This window comes from Massilia sp. 2TAF26 (assembly GCF_052115005.1).
Classification (GTDB): Bacteria; Pseudomonadota; Gammaproteobacteria; order Burkholderiales; family Burkholderiaceae_D; genus Telluria.
This window is the reverse complement of the sequence record NZ_JBFRFV010000004.1, coordinates 261504-283762: the sequence shown is the minus strand read 5'-3', so window position 1 is coordinate 283762 and position 22259 is coordinate 261504. Positions and strand designations below refer to the sequence as shown.

The 22259-nt window shown below is 63.5% G+C and carries 17 protein-coding genes, 1 tRNA gene and 2 pseudogenes; 9 read left to right on the top strand and 11 right to left on the bottom strand.

Features of this window, described 5'->3' with window-relative positions; all coding sequences use genetic code 11:
* A complete protein-coding gene (locus AB4Z32_RS06400) occupies positions 1 to 693 on the bottom strand; it encodes an alpha/beta fold hydrolase (protein ID WP_441935083.1) in 693 nt (230 codons plus the stop codon).
* 126 nt (positions 694 to 819) lie between these two features.
* On the opposite strand from AB4Z32_RS06400, the gene AB4Z32_RS06395 reads away from it, so the two are divergent.
* The 5 genes from AB4Z32_RS06395 to AB4Z32_RS06375 all read left to right on the top strand — a co-directional run bounded on the left by AB4Z32_RS06395 (position 820) and on the right by AB4Z32_RS06375 (position 4484).
* Positions 820 to 1305 (top strand): acyl-CoA thioesterase, encoded by a 486-nt coding sequence (locus AB4Z32_RS06395; protein WP_441935082.1) that lies wholly within the window; start codon positions 820 to 822, stop codon positions 1303 to 1305.
* A 499-nt stretch (positions 1306 to 1804) separates the two neighbouring features.
* Complete coding sequence (locus AB4Z32_RS06390) at positions 1805 to 2395, top strand: choice-of-anchor J domain-containing protein (RefSeq protein WP_441935081.1); 591 nt, start codon at positions 1805 to 1807, stop codon at positions 2393 to 2395.
* A gap of 30 nt (positions 2396 to 2425) precedes the next feature.
* Positions 2426 to 2845, top strand: coding sequence for a post-PEP-CTERM-1 domain-containing protein (locus AB4Z32_RS06385; protein ID WP_441935080.1), 420 nt, complete (start codon positions 2426 to 2428; stop codon positions 2843 to 2845).
* 3 nt (positions 2846 to 2848) lie between these two features.
* Positions 2849 to 4327: a PA domain-containing protein gene (locus tag AB4Z32_RS06380; protein ID WP_441935079.1), complete on the top strand. Its 1479-nt coding sequence runs from the start codon at positions 2849 to 2851 to the stop codon at positions 4325 to 4327.
* An 81-nt stretch (positions 4328 to 4408) separates the two neighbouring features.
* Positions 4409 to 4484, top strand: a tRNA-Phe gene (locus AB4Z32_RS06375).
* A 696-nt stretch (positions 4485 to 5180) separates the two neighbouring features.
* On the opposite strand, the pseudogene AB4Z32_RS06370 reads toward AB4Z32_RS06375, so the two are convergent.
* A pseudogene (locus tag AB4Z32_RS06370) lies at positions 5181 to 5495 on the bottom strand (Gfo/Idh/MocA family protein); the annotation flags it as partial.
* Between the two features lie 55 nt (positions 5496 to 5550).
* Entirely contained in the window at positions 5551 to 6162 is a 612-nt protein-coding gene (locus AB4Z32_RS06365; protein WP_441935078.1) for a LysE family translocator, read from the bottom strand.
* A 95-nt stretch (positions 6163 to 6257) separates the two neighbouring features.
* Here AB4Z32_RS06365 and AB4Z32_RS06360 point away from each other — a divergent pair, with 95 nt between their 5' ends.
* Positions 6258 to 6857: a TetR/AcrR family transcriptional regulator gene (locus AB4Z32_RS06360; RefSeq protein ID WP_441935077.1), complete on the top strand. Its 600-nt coding sequence runs from the start codon at positions 6258 to 6260 to the stop codon at positions 6855 to 6857.
* Between the two features lie 386 nt (positions 6858 to 7243).
* Here the strand turns inward: AB4Z32_RS06360 and AB4Z32_RS06355 are convergent, their stop codons facing one another.
* A complete protein-coding gene (locus AB4Z32_RS06355) occupies positions 7244 to 9331 on the bottom strand; it encodes a putative bifunctional diguanylate cyclase/phosphodiesterase (protein ID WP_441935076.1) in 2088 nt (695 codons plus the stop codon).
* 332 nt (positions 9332 to 9663) lie between these two features.
* Between AB4Z32_RS06355 and AB4Z32_RS06350 the strand changes: the two are divergent.
* From AB4Z32_RS06350 to AB4Z32_RS06340, 3 genes and pseudogenes are all read left to right on the top strand, one after another.
* Positions 9664 to 9979: pseudogene (locus AB4Z32_RS06350) on the top strand (transposase); the annotation flags it as partial.
* A 436-nt stretch (positions 9980 to 10415) separates the two neighbouring features.
* Positions 10416 to 11657, top strand: coding sequence for a hypothetical protein (locus tag AB4Z32_RS06345; RefSeq protein ID WP_441935075.1), 1242 nt, complete (start codon positions 10416 to 10418; stop codon positions 11655 to 11657).
* A 99-nt stretch (positions 11658 to 11756) separates the two neighbouring features.
* On the top strand, positions 11757 to 12185 hold the full coding sequence (locus AB4Z32_RS06340; protein ID WP_441935074.1) for a hypothetical protein: 429 nt from the start codon (positions 11757 to 11759) through the stop codon (positions 12183 to 12185).
* Between the two features lie 70 nt (positions 12186 to 12255).
* Here AB4Z32_RS06340 and proX read toward each other — a convergent pair whose 3' ends face one another.
* The 7 genes from proX to AB4Z32_RS06305 form a co-directional block, all read right to left on the bottom strand.
* The gene (proX, locus tag AB4Z32_RS06335) at positions 12256 to 13305 is read right to left on the bottom strand and encodes a glycine betaine/L-proline ABC transporter substrate-binding protein ProX (RefSeq protein WP_441935073.1); all 1050 of its coding nucleotides are present in this window, start codon (positions 13303 to 13305) and stop codon (positions 12256 to 12258) included.
* Between the two features lie 14 nt (positions 13306 to 13319).
* Complete coding sequence (proW, locus tag AB4Z32_RS06330; RefSeq protein ID WP_441935072.1) at positions 13320 to 14399, bottom strand: glycine betaine/L-proline ABC transporter permease ProW; 1080 nt, start codon at positions 14397 to 14399, stop codon at positions 13320 to 13322.
* A complete protein-coding gene (proV, locus tag AB4Z32_RS06325; protein WP_441935071.1) occupies positions 14396 to 15631 on the bottom strand; it encodes a glycine betaine/L-proline ABC transporter ATP-binding protein ProV in 1236 nt (411 codons plus the stop codon). Before proV ends, proW begins: the two co-directional genes overlap by 4 nt.
* A 416-nt stretch (positions 15632 to 16047) precedes the next feature.
* On the bottom strand, positions 16048 to 16956 hold the full coding sequence (locus AB4Z32_RS06320; protein WP_441935070.1) for a hypothetical protein: 909 nt from the start codon (positions 16954 to 16956) through the stop codon (positions 16048 to 16050).
* A 121-nt stretch (positions 16957 to 17077) separates the two neighbouring features.
* Positions 17078 to 18445 (bottom strand): 2-hydroxycarboxylate transporter family protein, encoded by a 1368-nt coding sequence (locus AB4Z32_RS06315; protein WP_441935069.1) that lies wholly within the window; start codon positions 18443 to 18445, stop codon positions 17078 to 17080.
* A gap of 65 nt (positions 18446 to 18510) precedes the next feature.
* Entirely contained in the window at positions 18511 to 20988 is a 2478-nt protein-coding gene (locus AB4Z32_RS06310; protein ID WP_441935068.1) for a glycoside hydrolase family 31 protein, read from the bottom strand.
* Positions 20985 to 22235, bottom strand: a complete 1251-nt coding sequence (locus AB4Z32_RS06305; protein ID WP_441935067.1) for a sugar MFS transporter — start codon at positions 22233 to 22235, stop codon at positions 20985 to 20987. Before AB4Z32_RS06305 ends, AB4Z32_RS06310 begins: the two co-directional genes overlap by 4 nt.
* Between the last annotated feature and the right edge of the window lie 24 nt (positions 22236 to 22259).

Below are 22259 nucleotides of genomic sequence, written 5' to 3'. Positions count from 1 at the left end.
TCAGCCGCCGTGGCGCTCCAGCCAGGGCACGATGACCGCGGCGAGGCGCTCCGGCGCCTCGATCGGGATCATGTGCCCGCTATCCTCGATCACCTCGAGCGTGGCGCCCGGGATCCCGGCCTGCAGCTCGCGCGCCTCCTCCAGGCTGCGCAGCTGGTCCTGGGAGGCCGCCACCACCAGGGTCGGGCAGCGGATCTCATGCAGGCGATCGAGGTCGCCGGGGCGCTCCAGCATCGACTGGCGCCGGAACACCTCGCCTCCCAGCCGTACTCCCATCGCCCTCACCCGCTCGATCAGCGCCTCGTTGTCGCGCTCCTTCGGATGCAGCGACGACGCCACCGCGATGCGGCTCAGGCCACTGAAGGCAAGCGACGGCGCCGCCTTGCCGATCGCGCCCTTGCGCTGCCTCAGGGCCGGGCTGTCGGGACGGGTCGAGGTGGCGATCAGCACCAGCGCCTGCACGCGCTCCGGCGCCAGGCGGGCGATGTCGCGCGCGACGTAGCCGCCCATCGAAAAGCCGACCAGCAGGAAGGACGGTGGCGCCGTCTCGAGCGCCCGGCGCGCCATCACCTCGATCGAGCCGTCGTGGCGCAGGTCGGCGTAGTGGATCGGCGCGAAGCGCGCCAGCGGTGCCTCGAGGTCGCGCCACAGGGTGTCGTCGGCCATGAAGCCGGGGACGAGCAGAAGAGCCATCGGATGATCCTTTTTGGGTAAGGTAGCAAATTTTAGGGGTTCTAAGCCTGCGGTTGCCTCACCGGGGTTTCCATGTCAGCATGCGGTGTCAGGTATCAAGTACCAGGAAATACGCAAGGAGCAAGAATGAGTCTTCCCAACCATCAGCTGAGCATGACGGTGCTGATGACCCCGGATACCGCCAATTTTTCCGGCAACGTCCACGGCGGCCATATCCTCAAGCTGCTCGACCAGGTGGCCTACGCCTGCGCCAGCCGCTATGCCGGCGCCTATGTGGTGACGATGAGCGTCGACCAGGTCACCTTCCGCCAGCCCATCCACGTGGGCGAGCTGGTGACCTTCCTGGCGGCCGTCAACTATACCGGCCGCAGCTCGATGGAAATCGGCATCAAGGTGCTGGCCGAGAGCATCCGCACCCAGGAAGTACGCCACGTGAACAGCTGTTTCTTCACCATGGTGGCCGTCGGCGACGACAAGAAACCGGTGACGGTGCCACAGCTAGCGCCGTCCACGCCGGACGAAGCCCGCCGTTTCGAAGAAGCGAAAGGCCGCAAGGAATTACGCCTGGCGCTCGACCGCCAGCACGCCGAACGCGCCAAAGCGCGCGCCTGAGCATCCCCTCCTCCTGACCGCAAACAGGCGCCGCCCGGCGCCTGTTTGCGTTTACCGCCGCTGCGCCGGCGCGACCGTTGTCGGTAATCTTTACACCTGTTTTGACGCGATTCAACCTTTCTCCGGCGTCTTCCAAGTCCCGCCTCGTCATCCGTACTGACATCGACCTTCACAGGCGAATTGTTAATTTTGCGTGAAATTTCCTTGCGTTATTTATGAGCATACAATTTCATTTAATTCAATATAACAACAATGATTTCTTGCAAAAAAGTACTTTTCCGTCGAAAAATCTTACATTTTGATGACATTTTTGCTCATTTTTAAATTTTCCTATACGAAATCAATTGCTTACAGTCCTGGCATGTAACGTGCAATACATACGCCGTTGGCTACCGCCAATCCGGGGGCGCGCAGCAAGGCCCACCCATCGTTCATACACAGGAGCGCAATACAAATGATCAAGAAAGCGTTAGCCGCAATGGCACTTGCAGGAACGGCGATGTCGGCACAGGCCGGTGTCGTACTCAGCGAGGGATTCGAGAACGTGGCAGGCCTGGCCGCCAAGGGATGGGTATTCACCAACAACAGTACCCCGGGCGGCCTCACTCCGGGCTGGTTCCAGGGCGACCAGAACATCTTCGGCGCCCAGGCGGGCAGCCCCTACTCGTACGCGGCAGCGAATTACAACGGCGCGCCCGCCGGCGGCACTCTCAATGCCTGGATGCTGACCCCGGTCTTCGACGCCAGCCATGGCGCCACCGTCTCCTTCTACCTGCGTGCCGACCACCTCGACGGGTATTTCGACCAGATCAACTTCGGCTTCGTGAATGCCAACGGCACCCTGACCGGCCTGGGCCTGACCTCGGTCAGCCCGGTCCCGGACAGCGACTGGGTCAAGTACACCGCTTCGGTCGGCACCAGCACGCTGGGCTCCGTCCGCTTCGCCTTCCAGTACACCGGCGCCGCCGACAACGCCAACTATGCCGGCGTGGACAGCCTGCTCGTCGACCTGCCGGAACCGGCCAGCATGGCGCTGATCGTCGGCGGCCTGCTGGGCCTGGGCGCGGCACGCCGCCGTTCGCGCGCCTGATCATTCCCGTCAAGATTTCTGGAGACTCTCATGTCGAAACTGAATTCCATCCAGCGCCTGCTGGGCACCGGCGTCGCCGGACTGGCCCTGTGCGCCTTCGCCCTGCCCGCCGGCGCCCAACAGGCGCAGCAGGAAGCCGTGCAATCCACCGATTCGCAAACCGTCACCCGTGACGCCGACACCGGCAAGCTGCGTCCGGCCACCGCCGCCGAGCAGGCCACCCTGCAATCGCTCAAGGCCAATCTGGCGCGCGAAGCGCCCAAGCCGACCCTGCAGAAATTCCACCGCAACGGCGCCACCGGCGTACGCCTGACCGACGAGTTCCTGACCGCTTCGACGGTCGTGCGCACCGCGGACGGCAAGCTCGACATGGTCTGCACCGACGCGCATGGCAGCCAACCGGCCGCTGCCCATGTCCATTCCGCCGCCAACACCCCAGTTACGGAGTAATCCATGCTCACCCCCGTCATTTCGCGTTCGCTGATCGCCGCCGCCTGCGCCCTGACCTGCCTGGCCACCCAGGCCGCCACGATCAACATCACCAGCCGCGACCCGGCCGGCAAGGGCTTCAACGACCCGACCCCGGTGGCACCGGTGGGCGGCAACACGGGCACCACCCTGGGCGAGCAGCGCTGGAACGTCTACCGCTACGTGGCCGGCATCTGGGAAAAGAACCTGCAGAGCAACGTCACCATCAACGTCAGCGCGGGCTGGGAAGCCCTGACCTGCACCGCCACATCGGCCACCCTCGGCAGCGCCGGCGCGTGGAACATCTGGCGCGACTTCCCGAACGCCAAGGCCGGCACCTGGTATCCGCAAGCCCTGGCCAACAAGCTGGCCGGGGTCGACCTGAGCGCCGGCCAGCCGGACGACGGCAGCGGCTACGGCAACGTCGACATCAAGACCCAGTTCAACATCAACCTCGGCAACCCGGGCTGCCTGGATGGTTCGCCGTTCTATCTCGGCCTGGACGGCAATGCCGGCTCCAAGGTCAACTTCGTCGAGACCCTGCTGCACGAACTGGGCCACGGCCTGGGCTTCTCGGTGCTGACCGTGTCGACCGGCACCGGCAACCGCCTGAACGCCTCGGGCTCCGCCTATGTCTCGACCGGCGGCCTGCCCAGCATCTGGGAACAGTACATGTATGACAACACGGCCAAGAAGACCTGGCTGAACATGACGTCCGCGGAGCGCAAGGCCTCGGCCATCAACCCGCTGCAACTGGCCTGGATCGGCCCGAACGTGAAGGCAGGCGCAGGCATGCTCAAGCGCATCCCGATCATCCAGACCGCTTCGCCGGCGCCGGGCGGCAGCATGAACATCGACTTCAACACGGCCAGCTTCGGCCCGCTGCCCCCAAGCAGCGGCAACCTGGGCACCCTGGCCAACATCGCTGCCCAGGCCGGCGAAGCGGGTCCGGGCTGCAGCCCCTTCGACGCCGCCAACACGGCTGCGGTGAAGGGCAAGGTGGCGATCATCAGCCGCGGCAGCTGCCCCTTCGTCGACAAGGTCAGGAACGCGCAAAACGCCGGCGCGGTCGCCGTGATCCTGGCGAACAACGCAGCCGGCGCCCTGATCCCGGGCGGCAGCGACGGCAGCATCGTCATTCCGGCGGTCGGCGTCACCCAGGCCGACGGCGATGCGCTGAAGGCCGCCGTCAACACCGCCCTCGCCTACGGCAGCCGCAGCAAGCCGGGCACCGTCACCGCCGCCCTGACCGCCGATCCGGTGCGCATCGCCGGTGCGGACGCCAACGGCAACCCGCTGCTGTACACGCCGAACCCGCTGGTGTCGGGCTCGTCGGTATCGCACTGGGACGTGACCGCCTTCCCGAACCTGCTGATGGAGCCGAACATCAACCCCGACCTGACTACCGTCGTGGTGCCGCCGTACGACCTGACGCTGCCGCTGCTGAAGGATCTGGGCTGGTAATCGGCTGAGGTTCGCGGAACGTGGCGCCTTGTGCACGAAATTATGGATTTATCGTAACTTCGTGCTACAATGCGCCGCCTTGGCCTGGTAGCTCAGTTGGTAGAGCAGAGGATTGAAAATCCTTGTGTCGGTGGTTCGATTCCGCCCCGGGCCACCAAGAATTCAGAAAACGCCACCTTCGGGTGGCGTTTTCGTTTACTCCGTTAGAAGTGCTAGCCTCCGGTCCATTTTCGGTAGGGCAAGCTCAGGCAAGCAAGGTCTCGACGAGTTCGGCAACTTGCCGGGCTTCCGACACCGTGGCCAACCCCGTATCGACTTGCTCCCTGAACGCTCTGGCAAATGCGTCCAATGTGTAAGGAGTAGGGTCGACGGAGGCTGTTGGCGGCACTCCGGTCGCTTCCAGTCGATACCAGTCATGCAGTCTCGCCTTGCCACGGGTTCCACGCCACTCGAAACAATTGCTGTCCTCTATCGTGCCGTCGACTGCGGCGTCAATGCCCACTATCCCACAGCCATGCCGCAGTTGCACCTTCAATGCGGTTTCAGTTTTTCCGTGCTCACGGTCGAGCCGGTAATTGGACAATTCCAGAGGACCAAACAAGCGTAATGCCAAGAACAGGAAATGCGATAACACCTCCCGAGTGAAACCTCCTTGGTCCGGCATGCCCAGCCAGTCGGCGGCGCCACGTTGCCAGGCGCGTGGCCAGTGTGCGAACCGCAAAGTGACGTCTGCCCCAGAGAACTCACCCATGGCGCCGCTGCTCACCATTGCCTGCAACTGGCGCACGGCTGGTACACATGCGAATGGGAAATTTACAGCGCACCGGGGCAGGACGAGCCGATCGATTGCCGCCACATCGCCAAGATTCGCAGCCAGCGGCTTTTCACACAGCACAGCCACCCTGGCATCCTGCGCCAGTCGCAGGTGCTCCAAATGCCAAGCCGGTGGCGAGGCGACATACAAAGCATCCAACCCAGGCTGGACGCTTAACTTGGCAGCGCTGGCAAAAATCGGCAACGCCGGGTCCAACGCGCGCACTCGTGCCTGAGCGCCTGCGTCTGGATCGTATACACCGACCACTGAAAATGCCGGGTGCGCTCTCAGTGCCTGCAGCACGCGCAAACCCATGATGCCGGCGCCAATGACGCCAATCCGGATACCTTCCATTTGGATCCTCCTGGTGATGGAACGGCGCCAGCGACGGCAGCACCGCAAGAAACGATCAGGCCAGCACAATGCGCAGAGCACACAGCAATAACAGAGATCCCGCTGCCAACTGCAGGACACCGCGCCTCCCGGGTTCGAGGTTGCGGCGCGCAAGCCAAGCGTAGGCACAAAGCACCGGGTATTCGAGCAGTACCGCAATCGCTCCCAGTAGCGTCATTTGCACCATCGGTGGCCAGCCGCCCTCATGCACAAACTGAGGCAGCATCGCGCCAAAAAACAGCACCGCCTTCGGGTTCGCCAACTGCAGCGTCAGCGCGTCGGTGAACAGCCGTGCAGCAGAGGCCGGGGGCGCCGGCTCGAGATTTCCTTCGCGTTCGGCATGGCGCCACGAACGAAGCGACTGAATGCCAAGCCAGCCGATGTAGGCGGCTCCCACCCAGCGCAGAACGGTCAGGCTGCCTGGAGCCGCGGCAAAAACGGCACCCAAGCCCAGCAAGGCCATCAAGATATAAATGCAGTTACCCAGAAGAATCCCGCCGATGCTGGCCTGCGCTGGCCTCCAACCTGATGTCAACGCTGCGCCCATCACATTCGCGACTGCTGGACCGGGCGTAATACTCAACAGAAAGTTCATGCTCCAGAAAGAAATTGCTAGCGCGATGTCCATGATGTTTAACCTCAAACGAAATTAACTAGACTTGAGTCTAATTAATTAAATTGTACAATGCAAGCCCTTTCTCAACGTCGCAAAGAGGCATACCAATGGCCCGGCCTCCCGGCAAAAACGCCAAGATTCGTCAACAGATCCTCGACGCGGCGTCCCGCTTGTTTGAGGAGCACGGAGTAGCAGGGGTCAGCATGGACGACATCGTGCGCGATTCCGGCGTGGTGCGTGCCACGGTGTACAGTCATTTCGGCAGCAAGGCTGCGCTGGTCGCCGCCAGTGCGCGTAGTTATCTGACGGGGCTGATCAATGTTGCGCCCCTACAGGCGGAACCAGGCCAGCTGCACGCTGCCCTCGACCATTTCGCACAGCAGACCCAAACCTGGCTACAGGCCCATGCCGCGCAGGCGGAACTATTCTTCAGCCACGTCCAGCAGACCGCCGATTCCGGCGAGGTGCGGGACGATGGCCCTTCCCTGCGCAAGTCACTTCGTTCGCTATTTACGCGCGCGCGGGAGAGCGGCGACCTGCCGCCGCAGGCCGACGTTGAGTTCCTTGCCGACGGCTATGCTTATCTGTGGTTCATGCTGTGCGCGCAATGGTTGGCGCGGCGCGACGATGCACGGTTCGCGTCGCGGCTCGCGCAACTCACGGCCATGTACGCGCCGAGCGCCCCAGGGATTTGCCGCAATGTCTAGCTACAACACTGTCCTTGAACCTGGACTCGCTCCAGTTCCCTAGACAAATCCTGACCTCACATTGAGGCGCGCTCGAAGGCCTCTGGGCTGACGTGGCCTTACCAGCACTCGCACTGCCTCACGCCACTGAGAGAGTGGACGAATCGGCCTTCCTGCCCGGACGCCACGTCATTGCACTTACCGGCGTGGCCCAACTGGATTCCGTTCGGGCCATTGGCATCGTGGAGCACGCCAACCCGGTCTATATCGAAGATCGTCACAAGCAAGCCGAGCGCGCCCTCGTTGGCGCGGCGCCAAGACCGCCCGCCAATCAAACCTTCCGGGTGCATAAGAGGACCCCGGGCTACTCCGGGCCGTCGCGTTAACGAATGCCTTGCCATGACACGTCAGACACATATGCCCGTGCTCAGCATTGCCTGCATTTGAACCGCGTCGACCGGCTTGCTGAAGAAGTAGCCCTGGCCTTCATTGCATCCGTGCGCGTTGAGAAACGCAAACTGCCCCTCATCTTCGACGCCTTCGGCGATGACACGCTGGTGCAGATTCTTGCCCATGCCGATGACCGCGCTGACGATGACCCCATTGCTTTCAAGTCCGGCATTGATTGCCTTTACAAACGACTGGTCGATCTTGAGCACATCGATCGGAAATTGGTTCAAGTAGCTCAGGCTGGAATAACCGGTGCCAAAGTCGTCCACGGCGATCTGTACGCCCATTGTCTTGAATTTGGCCAGTAAGCAGGCACTGGTCGCCACATCGCGCATCAGCACGCTCTCGGTCAGTTCGAGCTGCAGGCAGGCAGGGTCCACGCCAGTGGTCTCCAGGACGGTAAGCGCGTGATCGAAAAAATCCCGATGACGAAATTCCAGAGCCGACACGTTGATCGCGATTGACCCCGGGGAAATGCCTTGGTTACGCCAACGCACCGCCTGCTCGCAGGCTTCATTCAATACCCACCGCCCGATTGGAATGATGAGGCCGCATTCCTCGGCAATCACGATGAAACGCTCCGGCAACACCAGTCCCCATTCTGGATGCTCCCAGCGCAGCAGGGCTTCGACCCCGGTGATGCAATTCGTTTTCAGGTCAACCTTGGGCTGGTAATGCAGCGTGAATTCCTTGCGTTCGAGCGCCTGGCGTAGATTACTTTCGATCAGCTGCCGCTCCACGGCCCGCGTATTCATGTCATGGCGGAAGAACTGATAGTTGTTGCGCCCGCGCTCCTTGGCATGATACATCGCGGTGTCCGCATTCTTGATCAAGGCGACGGCATCCGTACCGTCGAGCGGGAAAACGCTGATGCCAATACTGGTTGACGTATGCAACTGCTGCCCATCGATGAGGAAAGGCGTCGACAGCGCGAGCAGTATTTTTTCAGCCGCCAGCGCCGCATCGTGCGGCCGCCGTTCGTCTGCGAGCAGGATCACGAATTCATCGCCACCGTGGCGGCTGACCGTGTCGGAAGTGCGCACGCAGTGCACCAGGCGTTCCGAGACGGCTTGCAACAACTGATCGCCGACAGCGTGCCCCAACGAGTCGTTGATATGCTTGAACTTGTCCAGATCAAGGAACAATAATACCGGGTTTGTATTGCTGCGCTTGGCCGAAGCAATAGCCTGAGTAATGCGGTCATTCAAAAGGACTCGGTTGGGCAGGTTGGTAAGGAAATCATGCTGCGCGAGGTGTCGCATTTTCGATGTCAGTGCGACGGTGCTAGAGATGTCCCGGAACACCATCACGGCACCCACGAGCTGTCCATTCCAATCGTGAATTGGCGCGGCAGAATCTTCGATCGGAATAAGCTTGCCATGACGGTCGACAAGGACGACTTCGCCGGTCAAACCCGAGGAGTAATCGCTTTGCAGGACGTATTCAACCGGATTGATGATCGGGCGCCCCGTCACGGCGTCGATAAGGTTAAGCACTTGCGCTACAGGCATCCCACTCGCGTCCTCCCGCAGCCACCCGGTGATCAGTTCGGCCGCGGTATTCAAATAATCAACGCGGCCGGCCGTGTCGGTAGAGATGACGGCATCGCCGATCGAGTTAAGCGTAATTTCTGCACGCGCCGTGGCGACATACAGACGTTGCTCCACCTTCATGCGTTCGATAATGTTACGCAAGGACTGCGGCACTAGGCTGTTGTCGAAGTACCCCTTTGATAGCCAGCCTTGGGCGCCGCGCTGGACGGCCTCCTTGGCATCGTCTTCATTGTCGAGGTCGCACAGCGTCAGGATCGGTATGTGGCGCGCCACTTCGTATAGTTGATCGAAGCAAGCCAAGCCCGTGCCGTCTGGCAGCATCAAATCCGCCAGGATTACATCGATCCCTTCCTTGCGAATGCGCTCTATGCCTTCTGCCAAAGTAGCCGCGCATTCCACATCGAAGGGACCATCGAAGGCCTCACCTAAGGCATTCTTCAGGGCGCGGATGTCGTCCGCGATGGGGGAAATGATGAGGACTCGATTTGCCACGTTTTCTCCGTTGTCACCGATTCTAATGACGTGGCTCGGCTTAGCGTGCTGGCGCCGCATGACCACGCCGCCAACGGATGCATTTCGGCAGACGTCGCTGGCACCTGCACGATTTATGAGGAGCTAAGGAAGCCTGCGCACCAAATCCCAGATGCTAGCTTCGCGCAGGCTTTTAGCGCAGAGACTAAACGAGTATAGGCTGTTTCGTGACAGCGTCAACTTGTTGAGTTGCGGGAACCTGTGATGCAGGCGAGCGATGATGCCTGTATGAATCGCTACGACGATTGCAGACACTTCTGAGCCATCATTCTGAGCCCAAGGGAAAAGTATGAGTGGAAAGCGGTACGGAGGAATTCAAGATCGCGGCGGTCAAGCAGGTGGCCGAGCGTGGCCACCGGCAAGCGACGTAGCCGCGCGCCTGGGGGAGTATCCACAGCCTGTACAACTGGACGAAGCGCTACGGTGTGCCTGAAGAGGAGCGCAAGGCTGTGGATTCGCAGGCCGATGAAATGCGGCGGCTGGAGGCCGAGTTGAAGCGCGTCACGGATGAGCGCAGCATCTTGAACTGGTCGCGGTGTAGTTTGCCAAGACGTCCGGGTAAGGTACACCTTCATTGTTGAATTACAGGACCAATTCCCGGTGCGGCGGTAGGTGCACTGATTGGGCATCCGTGGCATCGGATCGGTGTACTACCTGATGTTCGCCGTGCATCACGGGGTATCCGGCAGTCTCGGCCGAGAGATGGTGAGCTTCGTGTTAGTGACTGTCACGACATTCATCCTGGTGCAATGGTATGTCGATGCGCCCCTTGATGAAAGCTTATGTGCGACGCATTGCGGACCCATGTTGAGCATCTAGGCGAAATAGAGCACACGGGACGCCGATTAGGCGTATGCTTTTATCATTCAAGCGCCGTACTGCATGAAGTGACCCACACTGCTTGGTCGCGGTAATTCAACGGCAATGCACGGAACACGGCCGTTAGTGACGGCCACTCCCGGCACGACGCAAGTAGTACGGGGGAGCATGCGAGGTCTCTACCTGCCCGCCCCCCTGATTGCAACGGTCACATCGGGAGTACGTCATGCGTCACACATTGAAAGCCGTCTTCGCTCACCGAAGCGATGCCCAGCACGTCCTGGACGAATTGCTGGCCTCTGGATATTCGCCCGCCGATACGGCCCTGTCGAACGAGCTCCCAACTACGCAAGACGACGACGTCGGATTGGACGGCGAGGACGCAAAAGCCAACGGCCCGGTCAAACGACTCGCCGCGAGGCTGTTCCACACCGGACAGCGCGAGCATAGCGCAGCATATGCCGATGCATTCCTGCGCGGACGCCACATCGTGACGCTCACGGCCGATTCCGAGCCGGATATCGCGCGCGCCGCCGCCATCATCGAGCGCTTCGGTCCGCTCGGCATCGAAACGCACGATGCGGTGTGGGACCATGGCAGCGACGGCGCCGGGCAAGATGCCGGCCGGATGGCTCGCGCCTACCCGCCCGGTACCGAGCCGGGCGCCCTGCAGGGCCGCGCCCATGAAGACAGTCGCTACTTCGGCATCCAGCGTGCCGATTCACCGCCGACCGGCAACACCTTCCAGGAAACGATGGGCGCGGACTCCCAATGGGTCCATCCTGACGAAGACAGACTGCATGTCCGCACCCCGGCCACCTTCGCGGATTCGCACGGCACCGTACACGACGATGACATGGCGGCCTACCGCTATGGCAAGGAGATGCGTATCAGCGACAAGTACCGCAACCGTTCCTGGGACGAGGTCGAGCCCGCCCTGAAGAGCGCCTGGGAAGCGGGCGCGAGCGGCGCTGCTGCCTGGGACGAGAGCAGGCACGCCATACGCCGCGGCTGGAACAGCGCGTCACCCGACATCGACGACGACAGTTATTACCGTACCCACTGGAACGCAATATACGCGCACGATGCCGGCGATAGCGAGGAGAAGAACGACGCCCCGGCCTCCCTGTCAGGCAGCGAAGCAGAGCGCAGCGAGAACTATCGCAGCCGCGATTGGCGGAGCTCCCCATCCGATGTCGAGGACGCCTGGAACGCGCGCCACGCGGGGCAACTATCGTCATGGGGAAATTTCAAGAATGCCGTGACCCATGGCTGGAACAGGATCCGGCTGGACACGGATACAAAGGAGCCTGCCGGCCATTCATACGAAACAAGGCCCGACACTGAAACGACGCGCATGGCCGCGCCGGAAGTGCCTGGGGAAACCGAACATGCCGGCAGCGCTGCGCCGGCCTGGAACAAAGTGAAGGCGGCGGTACGCCATGGCTGGGAGCGCGTAAGGTCTTGATGGGCCGCTGACACCAAGCGCATCGGCACCTGTCGCTCCAGAAGTCGTCTGGAACAAGGCTGCCGCCTGATTGAACGAGCAAGCGAAAAGAGGCAGGTCATGCGCCACGATCTCACAGCAGTCTTCAACAACCCGGTCGACGCCCAGCATGTACTGGACGAATTGCTCCGCTCGGGGTTTCCGCGCTCCGGAACCTCACTCGTCAGCCCGCCCGAGCCTGACGACGCCAAGCGCCTATCCGACGCGGGCCCCCGGGGGACACTCAAGCAAATACTCATGCGGCTATTCGGGCCCTGGCACCACGCACCTGAGAGAATGGACGAATCGGCCTTCCTGCCCGGACGCCACGTCATCACCCTTACCGGAGCGCTCGAACTCGATTCCGTACGGGCCATTGGCATCATGGAGCGCTCCAACCCCGTCTATATCGAAGACCGGCATAAGCAGGTCGCGCATGCCTCTGTCGGCGCGGTGCCGAAGCCGCCCGCCAAACGAAGCTTCCGCGTGCATAAGAGGCCATCGCGTTGACGAGCGCCTTGCCGTGACGCGGTCAGATTGACATCCCGCACCACGAGGGAAGCCGCAAACGGCGCTCGACTCAGGGCTTCGCCGCCGCCAGCGCCTGCGCGATCCAGCCATCGAACAGCTGCTGGTGGTATTTGATCCAGCCTGCCGTATGGCGCGCGATGTCGGCCTGGGTGTTTTCGCCGGTCCGCATGCGCTCGTTTTGCGCATTGATGTCGGCGATCGGCAGGCGCATGACGTCGAACAGCTTCACGGCCGCCGGGTTCCTGTCGGCCCAGGCGCGGTTCACGACGATCCGCGTCGTGTTCACGGCAAATCCATAGTCGCTGCCGTCGTCGAGACGGGTATTCGCGTTCTGCGGATTCGACGAGAACGGCACCTGCAGCCAGACCACGTCCTTGCCCGGCACCAGCACCCCGCTCACCCAGTAGGGTGTCCAGGTGTAGTACAGAATGGGTTCGCCACGCTGGTAGCGGCCGATGGTATCGGCGATCAGGGCCGAATAGCTGCCCTGCACGTGCTTGACCGTGGCGCGCAGCTTGTAGGCGTCCATGTGGTTTTCGATCATCGCCTCGCAGCCCCAGCCCGGATTGCAGCCGGTCAGGTCGGCCTTGCCGTCGCCGTCATGGTCGAATAGTTTCGCCAGCGCCGGGTCGCGCAGCTGGCCGATATTCGTGATGTGGTACTTGTCGGCCGTCGCCTTGTCGATCAGGTAGCCTTGCGCGGCCGGACCGGCGTATTGGCCAACGCGCAGCAGCCTGGCGTCGCCGCCGGCATTGTTGTAGTAGTCCTGGTGCAGAGGATCCCAATGCACGGCGAGGAAGGTCGCGTCGCCGTTGGCAATCGCGATATGCGCGGTCGGATAGTCGACTTCCTTGATCGCCTGCGTCTCGTAGCCCAGCTTTTCCAGGGCACGTTCGACCAGCATGGTCTGGAAGGTTTCCTCGGCGATCGGGCTTTGCAGCGCCTGCACCTTGATGCCCTTGCCGGGCAGCCCGGCATCGGGCGTTTGCGCCATCGCCAGGGAGGTGGTCAGGGCAAGCGCGGCAAGCGCCAGGGCCGAGAACCACTGGAACCTGCGCTGCGCTTTATATGTGGCCTTGAAGTGTTCGATTCGTTGCATGATGTCCTTTCTTGTTATTGTGCGCTTATCGTGCGATTAGGAGACCTGGCGGGCGCGGCCGCTTCGCCGCGCGCCGGTCCGCCGCGCACCAGGCGGAGGATGAAACCGGCCGGGCCCGTCTGGTACCAGTGACGCACGCCGCGGCGCGGTTTCCCCATCGCCTGCGTCAGGCGGTCCAGGGTGATGGCCAGCAGCACGATGCCAAGGCCCCCCACGGTGGCCAGGCCCATGTCCAGGCGGCCAATCCCGCGCAGCACCATCTGGCCCAGGCCGCCGACCGCGATCATCGAGGCGATCACCACCATCGACAGCGACAGCATCAGCGACTGGTTGATGCCGGCCATGATCGACGGCATGGCCAGCGGGAACTGCACGCGGGTCAGCAGCTGCCAGGGCGAAGCGCCATAGGCGCGCGCCGCTTCGACCAGGTCGGGACGGACCTGGCGAATGCCCAGGTTCGTCAGGCGCACCAGCGGCGGCAGGGCGAAGATGATGGTCACGATCACGCCGGGCGCATTGCCGATACCAAACAGCATGACCACCGGCACCAGGTACACGAAGGCGGGCGTGGTCTGCATGGCGTCCAGCAGCGGGCGCAGGACATTCTGCGCGCGTTCGCTGCTGGCCAGGAATATCCCCAGGGGCAAACCGATCGCCAGGCAGAAAGCCAGCGAGGTCAGCACCAGCGACAGGGTGATCATCGCTTCCGGCCAGACGCCCAGCATCGACAGGACCAGCAGCGCCAGCACGGTGCCGGCGGCCAGCGCGCGGCTGGTGAATTGCCAGGCCAGCAGGCCGATGATGGCGATCACCACCATCGACGGCGCGGCCAGCAGCAGCTCGCCCATGCCGCCCAGTGTCGCGTCGATCGGCGCGCGCACCGCCTGGAAAAACGGCCGGCAATGCGCGACCACCCAGCCCAGGCCCTGGTTGATCCAGGATTCCAGCGGCAGCGAACCATCGAAGAGTTGCGTCAGCTGAAAGCCGCCGGCGTGGTCGGGCGTGACGGCCGGCGCCGCGTCGAGCCAGGAAGTATCGGTCGGCGGCGTCGGCAGCCAAGGGTTGGTCTGGGCAGTGGCGGTACTGGGATTCATGCTTGTCCTTTCTGTGTTTGTGGCTCGGCAATGGCGGGCGTATCGCGGTCGAGGAATTTCAGCAGGGTGGTCTTGCTGATGGCGCCGCGGAAGCCGCCGTCGCTGGCCACCACCGGCACCGCATACGGCAGTTGCGCCACTTGCCCGAACAGGCCGGCAACGGGCTCGTCCGCATTAATGGTCTGCACCTCCGGCAGGTAGGCGTGCGACAGGCCCAGCGGACCGGTATGGCCTTCGAGCGCGCTGCGCAGCGAATCGGCCGACACCACCCCGAGGAACTGGCGCCGCGGATTGACGACATAGGCGTAGGCCCGGTCCTGCTCTTCCAGCATGGTCAACGCCGCACGCGAACCGCGGCTCGGCGATTCCGACACCACGATCTGGCTCTTGCGGGCGATGTCGCCGGCCTTGAAGACGGCCGCCGCATCGACGCCGCGCACGAAGTTGCGCACGTAATCGTTGGCGGGCTTGCGCAGGATTTCCTCGGGCGTGCCCACTTGCACCACATGCCCGTCCTTCATGATGGCGACCCGGTCGCCGATACGCATGGCTTCATCGAGGTCGTGCGAAATGAAGACGATGGTGCGGCGCTTGATCTGCTGCAAGCGCAGCAGCTCCGATTGCATTTCCGTGCGCATGATGGGATCGAGCGCGGAAAATGCCTCGTCCATCAGCAGGATCGAGGGATCGCAAGCCAGGGCGCGCGCCAGTCCCACGCGTTGCTGCATACCGCCGGACAATTCGTCGGGATAGCTGGCGTCATAGGCCGCGAGGCCCACCTGCTCCAGCGCCTGCCGGGCCAGCGCATGGCGCTCGGCCTTGGGAATGCCGGCCAGTTCCATGCCGAAGGCCGTGTTGTCCAGCACGGACACATGCGGCAGCAGCGCGAAGGACTGGAACACCATGCTGATGTCCTTGCGGCGCAAGGCGCGCAGCTGCGCCTCCGGCAGCGTATTGATGTCTTCGCCGTCGATCAGGATGCGGCCGGCGGTCGGCTCGACCAGGCGGTTCAGCATGCGCACCAGGGTCGACTTGCCCGAACCGGACAGGCCCATGATGACGAAGATCTCTCCCGCCTCGATGGTGAAACTGGCGTCGAACACGCCGATCGTGCATTCGGTCCTGGCCAGGATTTCCTGCTTGCTGGCTCCCTGGCGGACCAGTTCCAATGCCTGTTCCGGCTGGTCGCCGTAGACCTTGAAGACATGGTCGATGATGATTTGTTTTGCCACGTGGTGGTTCTCCTTCGATTTTGCAAAGGCAATGAAACCCTGGGCCGTTGGCGATGCAACGGCACATTGGCGTGCGCAAGCGACGAATAGGACGAGGCACGCTTTTCCGGCGTGCGTTCGTGCCGGTGCCAAGGTGTCATAGGCGTGTCAAAAGAGGCTGGGTTTCAGGACTTTTGACGACGCAGGTATTTGACGAACAATGCGTCAAACGATTACGGATACGGGCGCTGGGCCCAAGAATTATTTCCCGCTCGTTGAGAGGAAATACGGTGCTGCGGGGATACTTTTGAACAAATATATTGCACTAATGATAGCGCAAACAGACGCAAAAGTCCAGTAGCCTTCCAAATTGGAATGTGCTAGCGATGTTCTGCCAAGGCGGAAACCCGGCTGCTTATGGGCTGCTTATGGGCTGCTTATGGGCTGTTTGCCGTGCCAACGGCCGCTTCGATCGCCTGCGCATACTGCGCCGCGCCGGCCCTGGCACCGCAGGCCTGCATATCGTCGTACAGCCACATGAAACCGCCGGTAATGCCGGCCGTCGCCTTCCACGTGCTCATCCTGGTCCGCACGACGGCCGGCGAATCGCCCTGCAGGCAAGCCTTGCCGTGCAGCGACCAAAGGCCCGGGTTCACGCTCATGCCCATCGCGGACGACCAGGCTGCGGGATTATTGCGCGCGCCGCCGTCGTAGACCTGCAGGTAGATGGTGTCGACCTTGCCGCCGAGCGCATCCTTCAGGCTGCGCCAATAGGCCTGCTTCGTATAAGGCACCAGCGCGAGCTTGTAGCCCAGGGCCGACAGCATATTGCCGAAGCGGGCCGACGAATCCAGGTCGTAGCTGCTTTCGTCGTCGAAGTTGGCGGCATCGGCGCCGGTCGCGGCTCTCAAAGCCTGGAAATTCCGGTACAGGATGCTGCTTGGGCCGCTGCCTTGCGCGGCGATCAGGTCGCGAATGGCCGCGAAATCATTGGTGCCGCCCGAACCGATCGACACCTCGATGCGCCTGACCCCGGTGGGCTGCCGCTTGAGCGTGGCAAGCCGGGACGGCCAGTCCGGATCGCCCACATAGCGGCCGTCGGCCACGAGCAGCTTGTCGTTGAGGATGAGGTTTCCGCTTTTGGCGTCGACGTGGATGCTCCACAGGATCACCGTGTCGAAGCCGGATGCGCGCAGATCGTCCATCACCGCCTGGCCGCCGCTGTAGAAGGGGCCGCCGCCGAAGACCGCGGAATGGTTGGGATTACCCGGTGCCGGGGTGGCGGCGAAGCTTGTGGACGCGGCCAGGGCGCCGGCCAGCAGCGACAGCCGAAGACGAGCGAACATGCATGACTCCGATATGAAGGATAGGCGATCGTTCCGGATATTACAAAGGAAGCGTCGGCCGTTCAGCAAATCCCTTCACATCGGGCTGCAATTTAGTGCTGTTTCCTAAACACGCGGAGGATTAGTGCAGCCTGGCCAGCGCAATCAGCGTCAGCGTGACGGTGATCGCGCCGCCGATCCGGGTGGCGATCTGCGCGAAGGGCATCAGCTGCATGCGGTTGGCGGCGGTCAGGATGGCGACGTCGCCGGTGCCGCCCTGGCCGCTGTGGCAGGCGTTGACGATCGCCGCCTCGATCGGATACATGTTCATCTTGCGGCCCACCACGAAGCCGGTGGCCATCAGAGTCACGACCGTCGACACGATGATGACCAGGTTCGTCACGTTGAAGGCGGCGACCAGCTTGTCCCAGGGCGTCATCGAGGCGCCGATGGCGAACAGCAGCGGATAGGTGACCGCCGTCGAGAAGAATTTATAGACGACGTAGGAGCTCTGCTGGAGCTGGGGCGAGACGCCGCGCGACAGCTTGAACATGACGGCGACGAACAGCATCACCACCGGCGCCGGGAACTCGAACAGGCGGAAGGCCAGCATGCCCACCATGTAGAGCGAGATCGAGGTGATGCCGGCGGCCGCGATATGGCCGATGTCCATATGCAGGGGAATGACTTCGGCCAGCGGCTTCGCATCGTCCTGCTCGCCCGGCTGCAGGCGGCCTTCGCCGGTCAGGTGCGGGCGCTTCTTGCCGATCGCATTCAGCATGCCGGCCAGCAGGATCGCCGTCAGGCTGCCCAGCATCACCGGCGGCAGCACCTGGGCGAAGATCTCGCCCTGGGCTTCGTGCAGGATGCCGGCATAGCCGATCGACAGCGGGATCGCGCCTTCGCCGACGCCGCCGGCCATGATCGGCGCGACCAGGTAGAAGAAGGTGTGGAAGGCGCCCTTGCCCAGCGCCACGCCGACGGCGGTACCGACGATGCCGGCCGCCACCGAGCCGATGGCCAGCGGGACGAAGATCTTGATGAAGCCCTTGATGAGCACCGACCTGTCCATGCTCAGGATGCTGCCCACGATGATGGACGAGATGAACAGGTAGAGGAAGTTGGTGGACTTGGTGAAGTCGACCACGTTCTTCAGCACCGGCGCCGGGATCAGGTGGCTGAAGGCCAGGTAGGACGGGATGAAGGTGGCGAATATCGCGGCGGCGCCGATGTTGCGGAAGAACGGCAGGCGCTTGCCCAGTTCCGCGCACGAGAAGCCGCCGACGGTCAGGATGGCGATCGAGACGCAGATATCGTTCGGCACCTTGCCGGTCGCGACGAAGCCGCCGATCAGCGCCACCAGCAGGAGATAGACGGGCAGCGGGACGATGCCGAGACGCATGTCCATCAGTTTCCAGAACGGATGGGGCCTGGATGGAGCGGACGCTTGTACCTCGGTCTGGGCTTGGGCCGGTGGGTTTTGCAGCGGAAGTCGGTTAGCGTTTTTCATGAATACCAACGATAGGTCTGGTGAATATGGCGCCACTCTAACCGTGCTTCCCCTTCAATTAGCTTTCAGTGTTCGAGCTCGATCCGCTGCACGTTTTCGTCCGGCAGCGGGATGCGCAGGCGCCGCGCCGCCGGGTCGAACTGCGCATCGCGCACAGGTTTGCCGTCGATGCGGATGGCGGCCGGCGGCTCGTCGATGCCGATGAACTCGACGGCACCCACGCGCTGGTAGCCCGCATTGGGCGGGATGTCCAGCCACAGGCCGCGCTTGCCCTGGCCCTCCTCCTGCCGCATTCCGATGGTGCGCGATCCTCCCTGGCGGTAGCCGTAGCCGTCGCCGGCATCCTGGAACACGTGGCTGTCGCCGGTGGCGCCGGCGGCGACGAGCAGGGTCAGCGGCACCGTCTTCAGCTCGCCCGTGTGCTGCACCACCGGCGCCGTCGGAATGCCGGCGCCGGCGCGGACGAACAGCGGCAGCCGGTCCAGTGGCGCGGCGACCTGCGCCACCGTGCCGCCCGCATGGCGGCTGCCGTCCCACCAGGCTATCCAGGCATCGCCCTGCGGAAAATAGACCTCGCGGCTGGTCTTCCCTTCCTGCAGCACCGGCGCCACCAGCAGGTCGCCGCCGAGCAGGAACTGGTCGTCGACCAGGCTGGCGCGCGTATCGCCGGGGTACATGAACCACAGCGGACGCATCGGCGGCATGCCGGTCCGTTCGTTATCGGCGAACAGGGTGTACAGATAGGGCAGCAGGCGGTAGCGCAGCCCGATGGTGGCGCGGTTGATGCCTTCGAGCTCGGCGCCGAAGGCCCAGGGCTCGCGCGCGGCGGAGACGTCGTTGGAATGGGTGCGGAAGTATGGCGTCAGCGCCGCCGCCTGCAGCCAGCGGGTATGCAGCTCGGCGCTCGGACTGCCCATGAAGCCGCCGACGTCGGCGCCGACGAAAGGCACGCCCGACACCGACAGATTGGTCAGCATCGGAATCGTCAGCGCCAGGTGGGACCAGGTCGGCGAATTGTCGCCGGTCCAGACCGCGGCGTAGCGCTGCACGCCGGCGAAACCGGCGCGCGTGAGCACCAGCGGGCGCCGCTCCGGCCGCAGCTTGCGCAGTCCCTCGAAGCTGGCGCGCGCCATCTGCATGCCGTAGACGTTGTGATATTGCGCATGGCTGCCGGGCCGGCCGTCGCCGGCATGGCGGGCATCGACCGGGAAGCTACGCTGCGGCCCCAGCGAAATCTCGGGCTTGTCGAAACCGTCGGCCGGGAACACGCCCGGCTCGTTCATGTCGTTCCAGAAGCCGTCCACGCCGAGGTCCAGCGCCGACGCGTACAGGCTGCCGAACCAGGCGCGTGCCGCCGGCATGGTGAAATCCGGAAAGGCGCAGATGCCCGGCCAGACCTTGGCATGCAGTTCGCTGCCATCAAGCTTGCGGACGTAGACGCCCTGCTCCCTGCCGCTGCGGTAGATCGGATAATTCTCATCGAGCTTGATGCCCGGGTCGACGATGGTCACGGCGTGGAAGCCTTCGCCGTGCAGCCGGTCCAGCATCTTCTTCGGATCGGGGAAGGTCTTCGGATTCCATGTAAAGACGCGGAAGCCGTCCATGTGGTCGATGTCGAGGTAGAGCACGTCGGCCGGGATCCGGCGCTTGCGGAACTCCTGCGCGATGTCGAGCACCTTTTCCTGGCTCATGTAGGACCAGCGCGATTGCTGGTAGCCCAGCGCCCACAGCGGCGGCAGGGCGCCGCGTCCGGTCAGGGCCGTGTAGTCGCGCAGGACGCCGGCCGGGCTGCGCTCTTCGCCGCCGGTGAAGACGTAGTAATCGAGTTCGCCACCGTTCGCGCCGAAGCTGTAGCGATGGGGCTCGCGCTTGCCCATGTCGAACCAGCTGCGCCAGGTGTTATTGAAGAACAGGCCGTAGCTCCTGCCTTCGTGCAGCGCGATGAAGAAGGGAATCGCCTGGTAGGAGGGATCGTGGCCCACCGCATAGGGAGCGACATCCGAATTCCACATCACCGTGGCTTGCTGGTGCCGCGACAGCGGCAGCGTCTTTTCGCCGAAGCCGTAGTACAGCTCGTAGTCGTCGCGGCGCATCGCCGTTTCGACGGCGCCCTCCTCCCTGTCGAAGGTCATCGGACGCGCCGGGTCGTTGGCGAGCACCAGCCGGCCGGCGCCGTCGTACACCGAAATCGCCAGCTCGGGCGCGTTGCGGATCACCACCCGCGTGCCGCTCGTGGAGCGCAATTCGGTCACCGCGCCCTGCTTCGTCAGCGTCGCCCTGGAGGTGGGCGGCGCGCCCTCGATCGCATAGGAGACGTCCGGCGCGAAGCTGCCGGAAGGCGTCATCCGCACCCGCACCACGTCGGGCGTGGCGAAGCCGATGTGGACCCGGGCGCCGCTGGACAGGCGCAGGTCCACGCCGTCGGCGGACGGCAGGGCCTGCACGACCTTGCCGGCGGGACGCAGGGCCGCGCCGGCAGGCAGGGCGGCCAATGCCAGGAGGCTGGCTCCCGCCAGCGCCGGCAGGCGCCGTCTTCTGTTCATTGCTGCGCGCCGGCGCGGTACAGGCCGGCGAACCTCAGGCCGAAGTACAGGATGAAGGCGTAGCAGGCCGCCGGCACCACGAAGGACCATTGCAGGCCGATCGAGTCGGCCAGCAGGCCCTGCACGAAGGGCACCACGGCGCCGCCGACGATGGCCATGCACAGGATGCCCGATGCCTGGYCGGTGAATTTGCCGAGGCGGTACAGGGCCATGCTGAAGATGGTCGGGAACATGATCGAATTGCACAGGCCGACGGCGAGGATGGCCCACATCGCGGCCTGGCCGTGGCCGAAGATGGCGACCAGGATCAGCGCGATCGAGACGGCAGCGTTGAAGGCCAGGGTCTTGCCCGGGCTGACATAGCGCATCACCGCGAAGCCGACGAAGCGGCCGACCATGGCGCCGCCCCAGTAGTAGCTGACGTAGTGGGCCGCGTCCGCCGGGCCGAGGGCGGCGATGTGCGGCTCGCCGATGAAGTTGATCAGGAAGCTGCCGATGCTGACTTCACCGCCGACGTAGAGGAAGATGCCGATCGCCCCCATCAGCAGGTGGGGATGGGCCAGCACCGAGGCCTTGGTGGTGCTGTCGAGCTGCACCACGCCGTCGTCCGCGTGTTCGATCTTCGGCAGGCGGGCAAAAGCGAACAGCACCGCCAGCAGCAACAAGGCGCCGGCCAGGGTCAGGTAGGGCTTCTGGACGCTGGCCGCCTCGCTGACCTGGGCGCCTTCGGCCAGGATCAGGATGCCGCCGAGGATGGGCGCGATGGTGGTGCCCAGCGAGTTGAAGGCCTGGGTCAGCGACAGGCGGCTCGAGGCCGTGCGCGGGTCGCCCAGCACCGTCACATAGGGGTTGGCCGCCACCTGCAGGATGGTGATGCCGGCCGCCAGCACGAAGAAGCCGAGCAGGAACAGCGCATAGCCGCTCATCGAGGCCGGATAGAACAGCGCGCAGCCGCAGGCGGCGATCACCAGCCCGGTCACGGCGCCGTTCTGGTAGCCGATCTTCTTGATCAGCATGCCGGCCGGCAACGAGACGATGGCGTAGGCGCCGAAGAAGCAGAACTGCACCAGCATCGCCTGCACGTAGTTCAGCGTGTAGAGCGCCTTCAGGTGCGGGATCAGCACGTCGTTCAGCGCTGTCAGCAGGCCCCACATGAAGAACAGGATGGTGATGATGACCAGCGGCCCGGTATTGCCCGTGCGAGCCTCCGATTGCGGCCGCAGCGCCGGCTGCGAAATATGTTCCATACGGTGTCTCCTATCGATTTTTTA

Excerpts from the sequence above, each read along its gene's own strand:
- AB4Z32_RS06380 (WP_441935079.1), top strand. The coding sequence starts at position 2,849 with ATGCTCACCCCCGTCATTTCGCGTTCGCTGATCGCCGCCGCCTGCGCC.
- proX (WP_441935073.1), bottom strand. The coding sequence starts at position 13,305 with ATGCAACGAATCGAACACTTCAAGGCCACATATAAAGCGCAGCGCAGG.
- AB4Z32_RS06340 (WP_441935074.1), top strand. The coding sequence starts at position 11,757 with ATGCGCCACGATCTCACAGCAGTCTTCAACAACCCGGTCGACGCCCAG.
- proW (WP_441935072.1), bottom strand. The coding sequence starts at position 14,399 with ATGAATCCCAGTACCGCCACTGCCCAGACCAACCCTTGGCTGCCGACG.
- AB4Z32_RS06395 (WP_441935082.1), top strand. The coding sequence starts at position 820 with ATGAGTCTTCCCAACCATCAGCTGAGCATGACGGTGCTGATGACCCCG.
- AB4Z32_RS06345 (WP_441935075.1), top strand. The coding sequence starts at position 10,416 with ATGCGTCACACATTGAAAGCCGTCTTCGCTCACCGAAGCGATGCCCAG.
- AB4Z32_RS06320 (WP_441935070.1), bottom strand. The coding sequence starts at position 16,956 with ATGTTCGCTCGTCTTCGGCTGTCGCTGCTGGCCGGCGCCCTGGCCGCG.
- AB4Z32_RS06360 (WP_441935077.1), top strand. The coding sequence starts at position 6,258 with ATGGCCCGGCCTCCCGGCAAAAACGCCAAGATTCGTCAACAGATCCTC.
- AB4Z32_RS06385 (WP_441935080.1), top strand. The coding sequence starts at position 2,426 with ATGTCGAAACTGAATTCCATCCAGCGCCTGCTGGGCACCGGCGTCGCC.
- AB4Z32_RS06400 (WP_441935083.1), bottom strand. The coding sequence starts at position 693 with ATGGCTCTTCTGCTCGTCCCCGGCTTCATGGCCGACGACACCCTGTGG.
- AB4Z32_RS06315 (WP_441935069.1), bottom strand. The coding sequence starts at position 18,445 with ATGAAAAACGCTAACCGACTTCCGCTGCAAAACCCACCGGCCCAAGCC.
- AB4Z32_RS06310 (WP_441935068.1), bottom strand. The coding sequence starts at position 20,988 with ATGAACAGAAGACGGCGCCTGCCGGCGCTGGCGGGAGCCAGCCTCCTG.
- AB4Z32_RS06365 (WP_441935078.1), bottom strand. The coding sequence starts at position 6,162 with ATGGACATCGCGCTAGCAATTTCTTTCTGGAGCATGAACTTTCTGTTG.
- AB4Z32_RS06390 (WP_441935081.1), top strand. The coding sequence starts at position 1,805 with ATGTCGGCACAGGCCGGTGTCGTACTCAGCGAGGGATTCGAGAACGTG.